Raw genomic sequence first — 15,585 nt, forward strand, 5'->3', positions numbered from 1 at the left:
ATTGTTTATGTCCCAACCCCTGCTCGATTATCAAGATGCCTACCTGAAAATCCTGCAACAGGCAGGTAAATCGGCGCACACACTCGATGCCTACCGCCGCGATTTGGCGCAGCTTGCGGCCTTACTGCCCGAAGATGCCCCCGCCGGGCTGCCAAGCCGCCGCCATTTTGTGGCCGCACTCAAAAAACTCTCCCGGCAAAACAGCCATCCGCGCAGCATGGCACGAAAACTTTCCGCTTGGCGGCAATATTGCGGCTGGCTGGTTCGGCAAGGCTTGCTGGAAAACGACCCTACCCACAGCCTCAAAGCGCCCAAACCGCCGCAGCGGCTGCCCAAAGCGGTGGAACAGGAAACCCTCAACCACCTGCTCGACAGCGACAGCGGCGACCAAACCCTCAAACTGCGCGACAAAGCCATATTTGAATTGATGTACGGCAGCGGCTTGCGCTTGAGCGAAATCAGCGGCCTGAATCTGGAAGACATCATGCCGGAAGCCGGCTGGGTGCGTGTGCTCGGCAAAGGCAGCAAAGAACGCAGCGTGCCTTTGGGCAACAAAAGCATCGCCGCATTACAAGCCTACCTTGCCTGCCGCCAAGCCGCTGCCGGCGAAACCGCCCTTTTCACCAACCGCAACGGACGCCGGCTCGGCCGCAGGCAAATCCAAAACCGGCTGCGCGACTGGGCGGCCGCACAAGGCAGCCCGCAGCATCTGTCGCCCCACATGCTGCGCCACAGTTATGCCAGCCACATCCTGCAATCCTCACGCAATATCCGTGCCGTGCAGGAATTGCTGGGGCACAGCAACCTTTCCACCACACAAATCTATACCAAGCTGGATTTCGACCATCTGGCGCAAATTTATGACGAGGCACACCCCAGAGCCAAACGCAAAAAATAAGCATAATGAATGCCTGTCTGAAAAAGCTTTCAGACAGGCATTCGCACGCTGTCAAAACCGAAGATGACTGTGTTGCTACCATGTAATTTGATTGGCCATCCCTCTCAAAACTGCCGCTATAAAAAGCCCCTTATACTGATTTAAGTTATAATACACGTTCATTTTTACCCACCCGCCGACATGTTGCGATACCGAAAAGTCGAAACTTACCAGCGTTTATGGCGGCTCAGAAGCTTCAAGCAACACGCCACGCTGCCCGAACACATACTGGACTGCCCCGAATGCGGGCTGCGTGTCGATGTGCCGCAGCTGCTGCAAGGGCAGGAATGCAGCTGCCCGCGCTGCGGCTACCGGCTGGCGCGCGTAGAGGCCAACCCTTTTCTTGCCCCGTTGTGTTTTGCCGTCGGCGCCCTGATCATCATGGCCGTTGTCTACACGCAGATGTTCATCACTGTAGAAATGCCAGGCGTGGGCGTATATTCGGCACTGTCGTTTCCCGAGATGGTGAAAACCCTGATTCTGCAAGACTTCGGCATATTGGCCGAAATCATGTTTATCTTAACTTTCGGCACACCTTTACTGTTCCTGCTGCTCTGCACCTACGTTTTTACCGCGCTGCACCTGCAAACCCACGTACCTGCCCTGCTCTACGCCACGCGCACCATGGTTCGCCTGCGCGAATGGATTATGGTGGATGTGTTTTTCATCTCCACATTGGTTGCCTACATCAAGCTGAGAAGCGTTGCGCTGGTTACTTTCGGCCCTTCGTTTTGGCTGATGCTGATATTCGCCATCCTGCTGATACGCACTTCCGTATCCGTACCCCAGCATTGGGTGTATTACCAGATTCACCGCTTAATCGGGCGCTCTCCGATTGAACCGCCGGACGACAGCCGGAACATTTGTTGCAGCCGCTGCCACTATTTCCGTCCTGTCGAAGAGCAAGAATGCGGCGTATGCGGCACTTCGCTTTTTACCCGCCGCCCCAAAAGCCTGAGTGTATCCGGCGCTTTTTTATTGGCTGCCATCATTTTATATATTCCGGCCAACACATTTCCGATTATGATTTCCTCCAACCCGACGGCATTGGAAATCAGCACCATCATGAGCGGCATTATCTATATGTGGGAAGACGGCGACCGCCTGATTGCCGTGATTATTTTCAGCGCCAGCATTGTTGTGCCCATCTTAAAGATAGTCAGCATGGCGGTATTGATTTTATCGGCCCGCTTCGGGTTGCCTGCCTCTATTAAAAAAATGTCGGTTGCCTACCGGATTACCGAATCCATCGGCCGCTGGTCGATGATTGATATATTTGTCATCATTATCCTGATGAGTGCGTTCCACACCCCGATGGCACGGGTTCTGCCCGGCCCTGCTGCAATTTATTTCTGCCTGGTCGTGCTGCTCACCATGCTTTCGGCGCATTTTTTCGATTCCCGCCTACTGTGGGACAAATACCGTCAGGACCAAACCGATTTATCCAGATTGAAACACGCTCATGAATGAACAATCCCCCAAGCCCATACCGGCCCGAGTGAAAAGAAACACCACATTTTCCTCTTTCGTGTGGATCGTACCGCTGCTTGCGCTGCTTACCGGCTCGTGGCTTCTCATCCAAAACATCCGCAAAACCGGCCCCGAAATCACGCTGTTGATGGACAGCGCCGACGGTATTGAAGTCAACACCACGGTAATTAAAGTGCTCAGCGTGGATGTCGGCCGCGTAACCCGCATCCGCTTAAGCGAAGACCGCAAAGGTGTGGAAATTACCGCACGGCTTAACGCCGATGCCAAAGACATGATGCGTGAAGACACACAATTCTGGGTGGTCAAACCGCGTATCGACCAAAGCGGCATTTCCGGCTTGAACACTTTGGTATCCGGCTCGTATATCGCATTTACTCCGGGCTCGTCTGAAAAAAGCGAAAGCGTATTTAAAGTATCCGATATTCCGCCCATCAGCGCTATCGGTCAAAACGGCCTGCGCCTGCATTTGGTGGGCGACAACAGCAAAATGCTGAACGTGGGCAGCCCGATTCTGTATGAAGGCTTCAATGTCGGCCAAATCGAAACCGCCAAATTCGATCCCGCCACCCAAACCGTTGACTATACCATTTTCGTATACAGCCCCAACGACAAACTGATCAATGCCAACAGCCAATTCTGGCTGGAAAGCGGCGTCAACATCCAAACCACCGGCAGCGGCATCAAAATCGACAGCGCGCCGATTTACACTTTATTATCCGGCGCCATCGCTTTCCGAACGCCCAAAGGTACCGGCCAGCCCGTATCGAACGAAGACACCTTCGAGCTTTACAACGACCTTGCCCAAATCGAAAACCTGCCTGACGAGCGCGCGATTTACTATGTCGCCTTTTTCAAAAACTCCGTGCGCGGCCTTAGCGCAGGTTCGCCGGTCGAATATAAAGGCATCAATATCGGCAGCGTAACCGACGTGCCCTATTTCGCACACAACGACAGCACCCGCCTGTTTCAAAACGGCTGGATTCCCGTGCGCCTGCGTATCGACCCGTCGCGCATCGAGACCAATGCCGAGCCGCAAAGCAGAGCCCATTGGCAAAGCCAGCTCCAGCAGGCACTCAACAAAGGGCTCAACGCCACATTGTCGAGCAATAACCTGATTCTCGGCAGCAAAATGATAGAGCTTACCGACGCGCCCTCCGATACCAAACTCAAGCCGTTTGCCGACTACAACGGCAACATCGTGATCGCCACACAAGGCGGCGGCGGTCTGGACGACCTTCAGGCCCAAATCGGCAAGCTGCTCGACAAATTCAACAAACTGCCGCTGGAAAACACCGTGGGCGAACTCAATACCAGTCTGAAAGAATTGAAGGCCACCCTCAATTCCGCCAACAAGCTTATCAGCAAGCCGCAAACCCAGCAGATTCCGGCAGAATTGAACAAAACGCTCGGCGAATTGCGCCAAACCCTGCAAGGCGTATCGCCGCAATCGCCTGTTTACCAAGATGTACAAAACACGCTGCGCAGCCTCGACAAAACCATGCGCGAAGCCCAGCCTGTGCTCAACACCTTGAAAGAAAAACCGAATTCATTGATTTTCAATCAAAATGTAAAAGACCCAATCCCGAAAGGAAGCCGCTAAATGAACAAACTGCTCGCCGCCGCACTTACCGCATTCATGCTGGGCGCATGCAGCACGCCCGTGGCCAGCCAATATTACACCCTGCCCGACAGCCAGTTCGAGCTGCCCTTGGGCAGCGGCAATGAAATTGCCGTGCAAGTTATCCTCGCCGAGCCGTTAAACAACGGCGGCCTCGTTTATCAAACCGATGCACTCAACCTCAATTTCGCCCGCAACAACCTGTGGGCCGCTCCGCTCGACCAGGCACTCGCCGCCAGCTTTGCCAACAAACTGAACCGGCAAAACCCGCAGCACCGCTATATCCCCGCCCATCGAACCAACAGCAGCCAAATCCTGAAAATCTACATCGAAGCTTTCAACGGCTCATACCGCGGCCACACCGTAGTGAAAGGCTACACCGTATGGCCCGACGGTAAAGGCCGCAACTTCAATATAGAAACCCCGCAGCAAGGCGACGGCTACCCTGCCATGATTCAGTCGCTCAACGAAGGGCTGCAAAACGCCGCCACGACTTTGGCTTATTGATATTGACGCAGACGCAAATATACAAATGCCTGTCTGAAAACCGTTTTTCAGACAGGCATTTGTTTGGCGGGAAGATAAGTTATGGTGAATCGACTAAAAACAGTACACCCGTCATGCTCGGGTCAAGCCCAAGTATGACGGTGTTGTTATGTAAGTGAGTTGATTACAGTCAGTTACCACATCAATCATGTTTTCGGCAAAGTTACACCCGTTTGCCCCATATATTTGCCGTTGCGGTCTTTATAGGACGTTTCGCACACTTCGTCGCTCTCGAAAAACAGCACTTGCGCCACGCCTTCGCCCGCGTAAATTTTGGCAGGCAGCGGCGTGGTGTTGGAAAACTCCAGCGTTACATAGCCTTCCCATTCCGGCTCAAACGGCGTAACGTTCACAATGATGCCGCAGCGCGCGTAAGTGGATTTGCCCAAGCAAACGGTTAACACATTGCGCGGAATACGGAAATATTCCACCGTGCGCGCCAATGCAAAAGAATTCGGCGGGATGATGCAGCAATCGTCTTCCACGGTTACGAAGTTTTTCGGATCAAAATTTTTCGGATCGACGATGGTGCTGTTGATATTGGTGAAAATCTTGAATTCGTTGGCGCAACGGATATCGTAGCCGTAGCTGGATGTGCCGTAAGAAATGATTTTCTGGCCGTTGACTTCTTTAACCTGATTCGGCTCAAACGGCTCAATCATACCGTGTTGCTCGCTCATACGGCGTATCCACTTATCCGATTTAATACTCATAATGCTTCCTTGTTTTCAAGCTCCGTATTAAGTTTACAACTTAATCGCAGCCTTTGTTCGGTTATTCAAATCGCAACCTGCCCACATTAAAACACGCTTCCGAAAAAAGCCCATAACGCACCCGCCAAAAGCATCAACGGAAAGCCGGATATGCTGAGCGCCGCCGCACCAAGCGCAGCAGAAAGCGGCGATCTTTTGAGGAATTGCGGTTTCCGCTAAACCGCAACCAGCGTCGCAATAAAAGCAATCAGGCTGGTCGTATAACTCACCATCACAGCAATGCCTTGCCCCATATCTCCGCAACACTCCTGAGGAGTCAGCAGCTGATACCAAAACAGCATCAAAACCTGCCAGCATGTAGCAATCACGGATGCCGCGGCAATTGCCGCCGGGCGCACCGAAGATTTGGCAAAACAGTAGGCAATATAGGCAGAAACCACCCACACAATGCTGATTGCGGAAAGCCAAACAATATCACTGATGCCGTATCCAGCGGGCGAGAGCACAAAAAAATGTACAACCGGCAAGAGGATAAAAGGCGCCCAAACGGCAATCCGGGCAATCTGTTTTTCAATGGGTCGGATATCCGGCATGGCTTACTCTAACACGGATTGTTGGGAACATTTTCCGCCGAAACAGGCAGTATGGCGTACAGCCTGATTCACGCACCTGCAATGCTATTCCTGCCAGCCTCCCAAATAGCCCACCAGCTCATCCAACATCGTGCTGACGGCTTCCGTCATCAAAATCTGCGAAGCAAAAGTAAGGCTGGCGGCATCATCGCCGTGACTTTCCGCTTCTTCCTGCATCACATCCAGATATTGAATCCGCTTGAGCGCGAAATCCTGCGTGAGGATAAAGGCGATTTGCTCACGCCACACCAAGCCGAGCTGGGTAACGGTTTTGCCGTTTTTCACATGCTGCACCACTTCATCCGCGGTCAAATCCTGTTTCGACACCTTTACCGTAGGCGCCACATCGCCCGTGCCTTTCAATTCGCAATCGCTGTCCAATTCAAAGCCGCCTTCGCAAGCCCCGCGCAAAAGCCATTCCGTCATCAGGCTGGAGGGCGATTGTTTGGTGTTCGGCAAACTGGCTTCCAAACCGCCCAGCGCCTCGCGCAATTTGGTTAACATGCTTTCGGCTTTGGCGGCAGAAGCGTTATTAACCAACAGATAGCCGTGTTTCGTGTCGAAAATTGCCTGTGTGCGGCTCGAACGGGTAAATGCGCGCGGCAGCAAATCATCGGTAATCTGTTCTTTTAATTCCTGTTTTTCTTTTCGGCCGACATTGCGTGCTTCATTGTTTTGAATTTCGGCTACTTTTTCGTCCAAAATATCGCGAATCACACCCGCGGGCAAAACTTTCTCTTCTTTTTTCAAAGCCACCCGCCAAGTGTAATCGGCAGGGAACACGGCTTCCGGCGAAAACGAAACCGGCGCGGCAAAGCCTTCGCTAAACCAGTCCAACCCCGTACAAGGCGCAAACCCTGCTTCCTCAAGCTTGGCCTCAAGCGTTTCCAATTCGGGCAACTTGTCTTGATTAAGGGGATAAAAACTGATTTGTTTGAACCACATGGCGCAGATTTCCTAAATAAAAGGGTTTATAAAATGCGCAATTATATAGCGAATCAGCTCCATCGTTCCAGCGCACGCCTGTCTGAATGTTTTCAGACAAGCATTCCTACCGGCAAGCCGCGCATAACATTGCCATTGCTCCAACCCGCGTTTAAAATTTGCCACCATCTTGTCAAACGCGAACCGTTATGCCGAAACTGCATCAGATTATCGAACACCACTGGCAACGCCCCAAACCGTGGCTCAGCTTCCTGCTAAGCCCTTTGTCGCGTCTGTTCGGCCTGATAGCGGCGCGCAGGCGGCAGCGCTACCTTTCCGCGAAAACCGCCAACGAAAAATTGGCCGTGCCGCTGGTAATTGTGGGCAATATCCACGCGGGAGGCGCCGGCAAAACACCCGTGGTTGCCGCTTTGGTAACCGAGTTACAACAGCGCGGTTTTCAGACAGGCATTATCAGCCGAGGCTACGGCAGGCAAAACAACGCAGTGCATGTGTTAACCCCCGACAGTACCGTCCAAGACGCAGGCGACGAGCCGCTGCTGCTCTACCGCCAAACCGGCGCGCCCACCGCCGTAGCCGCCAAGCGCGCCGAAGCCGGAAAAGCTTTATTGGCAGCTTATCCGAATCTCGATTTAATCGTGGCCGACGACGGCTTGCAGCACTATGCCCTGGCGCGCGACATGGAAATCATCGTGTTCCCCGCCGCCGATGCCGGCCGCCGTGATTTGGATCTGCTGCCCAACGGCAACCTGCGCGAACCTTTGTCCCGCCTTGCTTCGGCTGATGCCGTATTAATCAGCGGTGGCAGCGTACACACCCGTTTGCCATGCCTGTCTGAAAACCATCCTTTATTTTTCAGCCGCTTGGAAACACAGCCGATTTACCGCTTGGGCAATCCGCAGCAAAAGCTGAACCCCGGCGACACGGCAAACGCCAAGATCATCGCCGCCGCAGGCATCGCCAAACCCGAGCGTTTTTTCAACACCCTTACCGGCATGGGCCTGAAACTCAGCCAAACCCTAGCCCTGCCCGACCATGCCGATATTTCGCAGTTTGAATTTCCAAAAGCAGATATAATTGTGATTACCGAAAAAGATGCCGTAAAACTTTCAGACAGGCATTTGGAAAATGTGTGGGTTTTACCTGTTTGTGCGATAATCGAACCCGACTTGGCATCATTTGTGATCCAGCATCTACAATTACAACCATCCGGAGAGAGAGAGTTATAACCATGAAAAAAGCATTAGCCTTAACCACTTTTTTATTCGCCGCCAACTTCACTTATGCCGCCACCCCAAGCGATGCCTCGCTGGAACGCTTATTGGAAGTGCAGCAATTCGATAAGCTGATGGATGATTCGTTCAAAAGCATACCTGCAATCGCTTTCAATACCCCAATATTCAAACAAGCTCTTGCGAAAGTGCCTGTGGAAAAACAAGATGCAGTAAAAGCCAGAGCAGATCAATATATCCAACAAATGGTTAAAGATTTGGACAACAAAAAAACGCGCACCGAAATCCGCCGCCTGACCGTCCAAAACATCCGCACCATCTACACCCAAGAAGAAGTCGACACCCTGATCGCCTTTTACAGCACACCCATCGGCCAATCCATCAACGCTAAAACATCCCAATATATGGAAGCCGTGATGACCGCTGTTCCCGCCGTTTTCGAGCGTGATTTGGCCAAATTCGACCAAAAATACGGCCCGAAACTAAAACGCGACATCAGCCAAATCGTCTGCGGCAAAAACGTTTGTAATTAAGAAAGCAATCTCAATGGAAAAAAAATTCCTCGACATCCTAGTCTGCCCCGTCAGCAAAGCGCCCTTGGAATACAAAGCCGACTTGCAGGAATTGTGGTGCCGCCAAAGCAAGCTGGCCTACCCGATTAAAGACGGTATCCCCTACATGTTGGAAAACGAAGCTCGCACCCTAACCGAAGAAGAGCTGCACGCATGACCGAGTTTGTCGTTATCATCCCCGCCCGCCTTGCCTCTTCCCGCCTGCCGAACAAGGCCTTGGCCGACATTCACGGCAAACCCATGGTCGTACGCGTGGCCGAGCAGGCGCGCAAAAGCGCGGCAGGACGCATTATCGTCGCCACCGACCACCCCGACATTCAAGCCGCCTGCCAAGCGCACGGCATAGAAACCGTGATGACGGCCGCCAGCCACGAAAGCGGCACCAACCGCTTGGCGGAAGCCGCCGAAAAACTCGGCCTGCCACACGACACCATCGTCGTAAACGTGCAGGGCGACGAGCCCCTGATAGTGCCGGACCTGATTAACCGCACTGCTGAAATCCTGTTGGAAAACAATGCACAAATGGCGACCGCCGCGCATGAAATCCACAATTTTGAAGAATTCACGAACCCGAACGTCGTGAAAGTCGTCCTCGATAAAAACCACAACGCGCTTTATTTCAGCCGCGCCCCGATTCCCTATCCGCGCGACAGCATGCGCGAAGGCTCAACCGCCCTGCCGCAAGCCGCACCGCTGCGCCATATCGGTATTTACGCCTACCGCGCCGGCTTCTTGCAAAGCTACGCCCGAATGTCCGATTCGCCGATTGAGCATATCGAATCGCTGGAGCAGCTCCGCGTATTGTGGCACGGGCACCAGATTGCCGTAGGCATTACAAAAGAAGCACCCGCCGCAGGCGTTGATACGCAAGAAGATTTGGACCGTGTGCGCGCCGTGTTCGCAGAAAATTAACCCCTGATAGCCGTAAACCCGATAACACGGGCTTAAAAGCCCGATCATTGGGTTTCACAGCCATACTAACAAGCAACACATTAATTCAACATCCACAAAGGAACCCCCATGAAAGTATTACTACTCGGCGCTCCCGGCGCAGGCAAAGGCACCCAAGCCCAATTCATTACCGCCGCATTCGGCATTCCGCAAATCTCCACCGGAGACATGCTGCGCGCCGCCATCAAAGCCGGTACACCGCTTGGTTTGGAAGCCAAAAAAATCATTGACGAAGGCGGACTTGTGCGCGACGACATCATCATCGGCATGGTAAAAGAGCGCATCGCCCAAGACGATTGCAAAAACGGCTTTTTATTCGACGGTTTCCCTCGCACATTGGCGCAAGCCGAAGCCATGGTAGAAGCCGGTGTGGATTTAGATGCCGTGGTTGAAATCGACGTGCCCGACAGCGTGATTGTAGAGCGCATGAGCGGCCGCCGCGTACACCTGCCTTCAGGCCGCACCTACCACATCAAACACAACCCGCCCAAAGCCGAAGGCAAAGATGATGTAACCGGTGAAGACCTGATTCAGCGCGACGACGACAAAGAAGAAGTGGTGAAAAAACGCTTGGATGTTTACCACGAGCAAACCGAAGTGTTGGTAGGCTTCTACAGCCGGCTCACCGGCGAACACGCGCCCAAATACATCAAAGTTGACGGCACCCGGCCCGTTGAAACCGTAAAAACCGAAGTATTAAGCGCTTTAGGCAAATAATTCCGGCTTAATCAAACAATGCCTGTCTGAAAACCCATGTTGCTGGTTTTCAGACAGGCATTGTTTATATCTGAAGCCGTTTTCAAAACGGCACAGAGATTGAGCATAACGGCACATCTTTCAAGGTATTTCCTTTTTATACTGATTTTTCAATATATCCCAAAGGAAAAACCATGAAACAAACCTTATCGCTCGCTCTGATAATTGCTTGTTCTTCCGCCGCATGGGCCGACGGCTCCTTCACATTAACCGCAGACAACCTGCAAAACGGCCGTTTCTCTTCGCAACAGGTTTTAAGTAAAGATTACGGCTTTGGCTGCTCCGGTCAAAACCTTTCGCCCGCACTTTCCTGGAAAAATCCGCCCAAGGGCACCAAAAGCTTTGTGCTAACCGTTTATGACAAAGATGCACCCACAGGCTTGGGCTGGATGCATTGGGTGGTAGCCAATATCCCGGCGAATATCAGCAAGCTGCCCGCAGGTATTACCGCAGACGGCAAAAACTTACCGGAAGGCGCCTTGCAAACCCGTACCGATTTCGGCCCCGGCGGATATGGCGGCGCATGTCCGCCGGAAGGCCGGAAACACCGTTATGAAATCACACTAACTGCTTTAAAGGTAGACCGCCTTCCCAATGTAACAGCCGACGCATCGCCGGCTCTGGTCGGCTTCTTAACCAAAGCCAATGCTTTGGGCAAAGCGGCGATTACCGTCGAACACCAAAGATGAATCAATCTGCAGGCGGCTCTTCAGCCGCCTTTTTCCTGCTGCTTTCGGATGGCCGAGGGTGCAAAACCAAAACGCTCCCTAAAGCGTGCCGTAAACCGCGAAGGACTTTCATAACCCACCGCATAGGCAATTTGCGAAACGGGCTGTTCTGTTACCTGAAGCAGGGTCAGGGCATGTGTCATCCGAATGTCGGTCAGCAAACGGCGGAACGAAGTCTGGTCTTCTGCAAGCTTGCGCCGCAATGTGGCTTCGCTCACATTCAATTGCGCCGCTATTTCCTGTGCCGTCCATTCGCGCCCAATGTCGGTTGCGATGATTTGGGTTATCTTTTGCACCGGCCCGATACGCTGATAAGGCAGAAAGCCGGTGCCGTAATGCTTCAACCATGCCAATAATTCCTGTAAGCGGGTTTGTACTACCATATCCGGCACATGCCTGTCTGAAACCGCATGAGCAGCTTGTCGGAATGATGTGGAAAAATCTGCATTTTTCGGCAACAGATATACATCGTTCGCAGCCCCGGCCTGGCCGTATTGTTCGGTAAACTGCTCAATCATTCTTTGTTCCAAAGTAATCCACTCGGCCTGATAATAGCCGGCTTGCGCATCCGGTTCGTTTAACACATCAAAAGACTGCCATCTGGCCAAAGCCACCGCTTCCCCCGCCCGCACAATTTGCTCTTTGCCTGCCCAGCGCAAAATCTTTTTACCGTAATGCACCTGTACAATCGTTGCTTCATGTATGGCAATGCGCCTATACAGCAGCCGGTTGTATTGGATGACCGTACCCGTGTGGGCCAAATATTCCCGCGAAGCAATATTCCTTTCCGGCATATTATAAAGATCTCCTTATTGTAAATTTAAGCCGTGTTATACGTTAGCTTGCGTAGCGGTTTTTTGAAGAAAAACTTGCAAATATAGTCAATTCACTTAATTTTAATACAAGGCAGCAACGCCATAGTAAAAGTTAAGTGGATTGACTATACAAAGCAAAAAGCACAACAAGATTGAATATCTTGCGGATAGTTTTGCCTCGGCAAATGCAGATTTTGCTCCAAAATACCGCCCGGCAGGCAGTACAAGCTAATGCCTGTCTGAAAATCTGCTACGCCGATTTCTGCGGCGCCAAAGTTTTCAGACAGGCATTTTTCATTCGACCCCAACCGGGGCGTTTACGCTTTTTCCAAAGTTTCCCTAATAATCATTTTCACCACATCGGGATTATTCGGCACCACCTGCACGCGCTGCGGCAAATCTTCCAAGCCGTTCAAACCGGCCGGACGCGGGATAACCACATTGCCGACTGCTTCTTTGATGGTGTCGGCAAACTTGGCCGCCAGCGCGGTTTCCAAACACACGATGGTTTCGCCCGCTTCGCGCAGCTCGCGCGCTACTTTCACGCCGTCTGCCGTGTGCGGGTCGAGCAGCTCGCCATCGGTTTCATACACGCTTTTAATCACCGCCAACCGGTCTGCGTGCAGGCTTCTGCCGGAAACAAAACCGTATTGGTTTCGGATTTTATCGAGCATAAAATTCAGGTCGAAGCCTTTGCCTTTGCCCACTTCCGCCCACAAGGTTTCGATTTCCGAGGCATCCCTATCCATCAAATCGAACACAAAGCGCTCGAAATTGGAGGCTTTGGAAATATCCATTGAAGGGCTGCTGGTTACATAAGTGTGCTCGGCGCTGCGCGGCAGGTATTCGCCGGTTTTGAAAAACTGGTCGAGCACATTGTTTTCATTGGTGGCCACAATCAGGCGGTGAATCGGCAAACCCATTTGGCGGGCGATATGGCCGGCGCATACATTGCCGAAGTTGCCCGAAGGCACGCAAAAGCTCACTTTTTCCGCGTTCGACCGGGTGGCTTTGAAATAGCCTGCAAAATAGTAAACGATTTGCGCCAGCACGCGGCCCCAGTTGATGGAATTGACCGTGCCGATATTGTAGGCCTCTTTAAACTTAGCGTCGTTTTGAAGCGCTTTTACAATATCCTGGCAATCGTCAAACATGCCTTTCACAGCGATGTTATGGATGTTTTCGTCTTGCAGGCTGAACATCTGCGCACGCTGGAATGCGCTCATTTTACCTTCGGGCGACATCATAAACACATTTACGCCCTGCTTGCCGCGCAAAGCATATTCGGCCGCCGAGCCGGTATCGCCGCTGGTGGCGCCGACGATATTCAGCTTTTTACCTTCTTTGGCCAGCACATATTCAAACGCATTGCCCAAAAACTGCATGGCCATGTCTTTAAACGCCAGCGTCGGGCCGTTGGACAAAGCTTGGATTTTGATGCCGTCTTTAAGGGTGCGGACAGGGGTGATTTCAGGATTGCCGAATGTTTCTGCGGTGTAGGTTTTATTGATAATGCTCTTTAAATCTTCCGCCGGAATATCGGTGGCAAACAGGCTCATGATTTGAAAGGCCAGCTCAGGATAGCTCAAGCTGCGCCATTGTTCCAAAGTTTCGGCGCTGATTTGCGGGTAGCTTTCGGGCAGCATCAGGCCGCCGTCGGGTGCGAGGCCCATCAATAAAACTTCGCTGAACTGTTTGTTTGCGGTATTGCCGCGGGTGCTGATGTATTTCATGATTCTGTTTCCGGATTCCGTTGTGGGGTTTGTGCTTTGGTTTATTTGCTAAACAAACGTTTGGTGCAGGCGGTAACGGTTTTGGCCGTTACGCCGGCGATAACTTGGGTGCGGCCTGATTGTGTGCCCAATTGCAGCAGATCCGTGGCGGTAAGCTGATTCGGCGCTTCTTGGGTAACGCAACCGCAGATTTTGTCTTCCCATTCACGCTGTTTTTCCGCGGTCATCGCCAAAGCCACTATGCGCCATTCGTTGCGGTTATTCAATTCCACGCGGCATTGGTTGTCGAGCCAGGTGTTAAGCAGCGCATTGCTCACTCCGGCAGCGCTGTCTGTGTCGGCATTGCCGCCCAGCAGGCTGCCGTCGGCAGCGCAGGCGCTCAAAAAAAATGCTGTTGATGCGATTGCTAATGTTTTTTTCATGGTTTCTCCTTCGGCAATGGGCAAACAGTTAAAGAATGTCGGCGCATATTGTACCGCAAGTTGCATAGTGAGGTTATATAATGGTCATGCCTGTCTGAAAAAAGAAAGAAACCGTTATGTCTGATTTGTTTGCCCGCCAGCCCGAAGCGCCTTTGGCCGAACGCCTCCGCCCCAATTCTTTGGAAGATGTTATCGGCCAGCAGCATTTAATCGGCGAAGGCAAGCCGCTGAGAGTGGCGGTAGAGGGCGGCAAGCCGCATTCGATGCTGCTCTGGGGGCCGCCCGGGGTGGGCAAAACCACGCTGGCGCGCATTTTGGCGCAAAGTTTCAACGCTTTGTTTCTGCCCGTATCCGCTGTGTTTTCGGGCGTGAAAGATATCCGCGAAGCCATTGAAAAAGCAGAAATTGCCTTGCAGCAAGGCCAAGCTACGATTTTGTTTGTTGATGAAGTCCACCGTTTCAACAAAGCCCAGCAAGACGCCTTTTTGCCGCATGTGGAAAGCGGCCTGTTAACCTTTATCGGCGCCACTACCGAAAACCCTTCGTTTGAAGTGAATCCTGCCCTTTTGAGCCGGGCACAGGTCTATGTGCTCGAATCTTTGAGCGCAGAGGATTTGCAAAAGCTGATTGATAAAGTAATGGCGCTGCCCGAATACCGCAGCATGGGCTTGGAGCAGGAAGCGGCCCGGCTGCTCATCCAAACGGCCGACGGCGACGCCCGCCGCCTGCTTAACCTGCTCGAACAACTCTTGCGCGCGGCACAAACCCAAAACATCACCGTTCTGACGCCCGATTTTTTAGCCAACAGTTTGGGCGCGCAAATCCGCCGTTTCGATAAAGGCGGCGAAAGTTTTTACAATCAGATTTCAGCATTGCATAAATCCGTGCGCGGTTCGCACCCCAACGCCGCGCTGTATTGGTTTTGCCGTATGCTCGACGGCGGCACCGACCCGCGCTACCTGTCGCGCCGCATTATCCGCATGGCCTGGGAAGACATCGGTTTGGCCGACCCGCGCGCCATGCAGATAGCCAATGAAGCCGCGCTCACCTACGAACGCCTGGGTTCGCCCGAAGGCGAGCTGGCGCTGGCCCAAGCCGTGCTCTATCTCGCGGCGGCGGCAAAATCCAACGCAGGCTACAACGCTTACAACCAAATGCGCCAATTTGTAAAACAAAACGCCAGCCATGAAGTGCCCGTCCACTTGCGCAACGCGCCCACAAAATTGATGAAGGAAATGGGCTACGGCCGCGAATACCGTTATGCCCACGACGAGCCGCACGCCTATGCCGCCGGCGAAACTTATATGCCCGAGAGATTGACGGAACCGGATTTTTACCGGCCCGTACCGCGGGGTTTGGAAATCAAAATCGGCGAAAAACTCGAATGGCTCAAGTCTCTCGACCAAGACGCCGAAAAATAACATGCCTGTCTGAAACTTTCAGACAGGCATGTTCAGAAATATTTGACCCGGCTCAAAAAATCATTAAGATGAT

Annotated in this window: 17 protein-coding genes; 11 read left to right on the forward strand and 6 right to left on the reverse strand. The window is 52.5% G+C overall.

All coding sequences use genetic code 11. From position 1 onward, the window contains the following. Positions 1-7: 7 nt before the first annotated feature. From EL143_RS09310 to EL143_RS09325, 4 genes are all read left to right on the forward strand, one after another. On the forward strand, positions 8-898 hold the full coding sequence (locus EL143_RS09310; protein WP_085416197.1) for a tyrosine-type recombinase/integrase: 891 nt from the start codon (positions 8-10) through the stop codon (positions 896-898). A 180-nt stretch (positions 899-1,078) separates the two neighbouring features. Next, a complete protein-coding gene (locus EL143_RS09315; protein ID WP_085416196.1) occupies positions 1,079-2,407 on the forward strand; it encodes a paraquat-inducible protein A in 1,329 nt (442 codons plus the stop codon). After that, the gene (pqiB, locus tag EL143_RS09320; protein WP_085416195.1) at positions 2,400-4,028 is read left to right on the forward strand and encodes an intermembrane transport protein PqiB; all 1,629 of its coding nucleotides are present in this window, start codon (positions 2,400-2,402) and stop codon (positions 4,026-4,028) included. The genes EL143_RS09315 and pqiB overlap by 8 nt, the downstream gene beginning before the upstream one ends. Next, on the forward strand, positions 4,029-4,553 hold the full coding sequence (locus EL143_RS09325; protein WP_085416194.1) for a PqiC family protein: 525 nt from the start codon (positions 4,029-4,031) through the stop codon (positions 4,551-4,553). It abuts the gene before it with no gap. A gap of 185 nt (positions 4,554-4,738) precedes the next feature. Here the strand turns inward: EL143_RS09325 and dcd are convergent, their stop codons facing one another. From dcd to EL143_RS09340, 3 genes are all read right to left on the reverse strand, one after another. Then, entirely contained in the window at positions 4,739-5,305 is a 567-nt protein-coding gene (dcd, locus tag EL143_RS09330; protein ID WP_085416193.1) for a dCTP deaminase, read from the reverse strand. A 215-nt stretch (positions 5,306-5,520) separates the two neighbouring features. After that, positions 5,521-5,898 (reverse strand): hypothetical protein, encoded by a 378-nt coding sequence (locus tag EL143_RS09335; protein ID WP_085416192.1) that lies wholly within the window; start codon positions 5,896-5,898, stop codon positions 5,521-5,523. 84 nt (positions 5,899-5,982) lie between these two features. After that, a complete protein-coding gene (locus tag EL143_RS09340; RefSeq protein WP_085416191.1) occupies positions 5,983-6,882 on the reverse strand; it encodes a recombination-associated protein RdgC in 900 nt (299 codons plus the stop codon). Positions 6,883-7,070: 188 nt separating this feature from the next. On the opposite strand from EL143_RS09340, the gene lpxK reads away from it, so the two are divergent. The 6 genes from lpxK to EL143_RS09370 all read left to right on the forward strand — a co-directional run bounded on the left by lpxK (position 7,071) and on the right by EL143_RS09370 (position 11,082). After that, positions 7,071-8,111 carry a tetraacyldisaccharide 4'-kinase gene (gene lpxK / locus EL143_RS09345; protein ID WP_085416190.1) on the forward strand — a complete coding sequence of 347 codons (1,041 nt, stop codon included), beginning with the start codon at positions 7,071-7,073 and terminating at the stop codon, positions 8,109-8,111. Positions 8,112-8,113: 2 nt separating this feature from the next. Further along, a complete protein-coding gene (locus EL143_RS09350; protein ID WP_085416189.1) occupies positions 8,114-8,647 on the forward strand; it encodes a DUF2059 domain-containing protein in 534 nt (177 codons plus the stop codon). A gap of 13 nt (positions 8,648-8,660) precedes the next feature. After that, the gene (locus EL143_RS09355) at positions 8,661-8,843 is read left to right on the forward strand and encodes a Trm112 family protein (RefSeq protein ID WP_085416188.1); all 183 of its coding nucleotides are present in this window, start codon (positions 8,661-8,663) and stop codon (positions 8,841-8,843) included. Then, the gene (gene kdsB, locus EL143_RS09360) at positions 8,840-9,598 is read left to right on the forward strand and encodes a 3-deoxy-manno-octulosonate cytidylyltransferase (RefSeq protein ID WP_085416187.1); all 759 of its coding nucleotides are present in this window, start codon (positions 8,840-8,842) and stop codon (positions 9,596-9,598) included. The genes EL143_RS09355 and kdsB overlap by 4 nt, the downstream gene beginning before the upstream one ends. Positions 9,599-9,706: 108 nt before the next feature. Beyond that, entirely contained in the window at positions 9,707-10,354 is a 648-nt protein-coding gene (adk, locus tag EL143_RS09365) for an adenylate kinase (RefSeq protein WP_085416186.1), read from the forward strand. A gap of 173 nt (positions 10,355-10,527) precedes the next feature. Continuing rightward, complete coding sequence (locus EL143_RS09370; protein WP_085416185.1) at positions 10,528-11,082, forward strand: YbhB/YbcL family Raf kinase inhibitor-like protein; 555 nt, start codon at positions 10,528-10,530, stop codon at positions 11,080-11,082. A 20-nt stretch (positions 11,083-11,102) separates the two neighbouring features. On the opposite strand, the gene EL143_RS09375 is transcribed toward EL143_RS09370, so the two are convergent. From EL143_RS09375 to EL143_RS09385, 3 genes are all read right to left on the reverse strand, one after another. Further along, the gene (locus EL143_RS09375) at positions 11,103-11,915 is read right to left on the reverse strand and encodes an AraC family transcriptional regulator (protein WP_232001277.1); all 813 of its coding nucleotides are present in this window, start codon (positions 11,913-11,915) and stop codon (positions 11,103-11,105) included. Positions 11,916-12,253: 338 nt separating this feature from the next. Then, positions 12,254-13,669 (reverse strand): threonine synthase, encoded by a 1,416-nt coding sequence (gene thrC, locus EL143_RS09380; protein WP_085416183.1) that lies wholly within the window; start codon positions 13,667-13,669, stop codon positions 12,254-12,256. A 41-nt stretch (positions 13,670-13,710) separates the two neighbouring features. Continuing rightward, a complete protein-coding gene (locus tag EL143_RS09385; RefSeq protein ID WP_085416207.1) occupies positions 13,711-14,091 on the reverse strand; it encodes a hypothetical protein in 381 nt (126 codons plus the stop codon). 116 nt (positions 14,092-14,207) lie between these two features. Between EL143_RS09385 and EL143_RS09390 the strand changes: the two genes are divergently transcribed. Further along, positions 14,208-15,512 (forward strand): replication-associated recombination protein A, encoded by a 1,305-nt coding sequence (locus tag EL143_RS09390; RefSeq protein ID WP_085416182.1) that lies wholly within the window; start codon positions 14,208-14,210, stop codon positions 15,510-15,512. The last annotated feature ends 73 nt before the right edge of the window (positions 15,513-15,585 follow it).

It is taken from the genome of Neisseria canis (assembly GCF_900636765.1).
In the GTDB taxonomy this organism is placed as follows: Bacteria; Pseudomonadota; Gammaproteobacteria; order Burkholderiales; family Neisseriaceae; genus Neisseria; species Neisseria canis.

What these genes read in the sequence shown, in the direction of transcription:
- EL143_RS09370 (WP_085416185.1), top strand. Translation starts at nt 10,528, where the DNA reads ATGAAACAAACCTTATCGCTCGCTCTGATAATTGCTTGTTCTTCCGCC.
- dcd (WP_085416193.1), bottom strand. Translation starts at nt 5,305, where the DNA reads ATGAGTATTAAATCGGATAAGTGGATACGCCGTATGAGCGAGCAACAC.
- thrC (WP_085416183.1), bottom strand. Translation starts at nt 13,669, where the DNA reads ATGAAATACATCAGCACCCGCGGCAATACCGCAAACAAACAGTTCAGC.
- kdsB (WP_085416187.1), top strand. Translation starts at nt 8,840, where the DNA reads ATGACCGAGTTTGTCGTTATCATCCCCGCCCGCCTTGCCTCTTCCCGC.
- lpxK (WP_085416190.1), top strand. Translation starts at nt 7,071, where the DNA reads ATGCCGAAACTGCATCAGATTATCGAACACCACTGGCAACGCCCCAAA.
- EL143_RS09325 (WP_085416194.1), top strand. Translation starts at nt 4,029, where the DNA reads ATGAACAAACTGCTCGCCGCCGCACTTACCGCATTCATGCTGGGCGCA.
- EL143_RS09315 (WP_085416196.1), top strand. Translation starts at nt 1,079, where the DNA reads ATGTTGCGATACCGAAAAGTCGAAACTTACCAGCGTTTATGGCGGCTC.
- EL143_RS09385 (WP_085416207.1), bottom strand. Translation starts at nt 14,091, where the DNA reads ATGAAAAAAACATTAGCAATCGCATCAACAGCATTTTTTTTGAGCGCC.
- EL143_RS09340 (WP_085416191.1), bottom strand. Translation starts at nt 6,882, where the DNA reads ATGTGGTTCAAACAAATCAGTTTTTATCCCCTTAATCAAGACAAGTTG.
- EL143_RS09375 (WP_232001277.1), bottom strand. Translation starts at nt 11,915, where the DNA reads ATGCCGGAAAGGAATATTGCTTCGCGGGAATATTTGGCCCACACGGGT.
- adk (WP_085416186.1), top strand. Translation starts at nt 9,707, where the DNA reads ATGAAAGTATTACTACTCGGCGCTCCCGGCGCAGGCAAAGGCACCCAA.
- EL143_RS09350 (WP_085416189.1), top strand. Translation starts at nt 8,114, where the DNA reads ATGAAAAAAGCATTAGCCTTAACCACTTTTTTATTCGCCGCCAACTTC.
- EL143_RS09310 (WP_085416197.1), top strand. Translation starts at nt 8, where the DNA reads ATGTCCCAACCCCTGCTCGATTATCAAGATGCCTACCTGAAAATCCTG.
- EL143_RS09355 (WP_085416188.1), top strand. Translation starts at nt 8,661, where the DNA reads ATGGAAAAAAAATTCCTCGACATCCTAGTCTGCCCCGTCAGCAAAGCG.
- EL143_RS09390 (WP_085416182.1), top strand. Translation starts at nt 14,208, where the DNA reads ATGTCTGATTTGTTTGCCCGCCAGCCCGAAGCGCCTTTGGCCGAACGC.
- pqiB (WP_085416195.1), top strand. Translation starts at nt 2,400, where the DNA reads ATGAATGAACAATCCCCCAAGCCCATACCGGCCCGAGTGAAAAGAAAC.
- EL143_RS09335 (WP_085416192.1), bottom strand. Translation starts at nt 5,898, where the DNA reads ATGCCGGATATCCGACCCATTGAAAAACAGATTGCCCGGATTGCCGTT.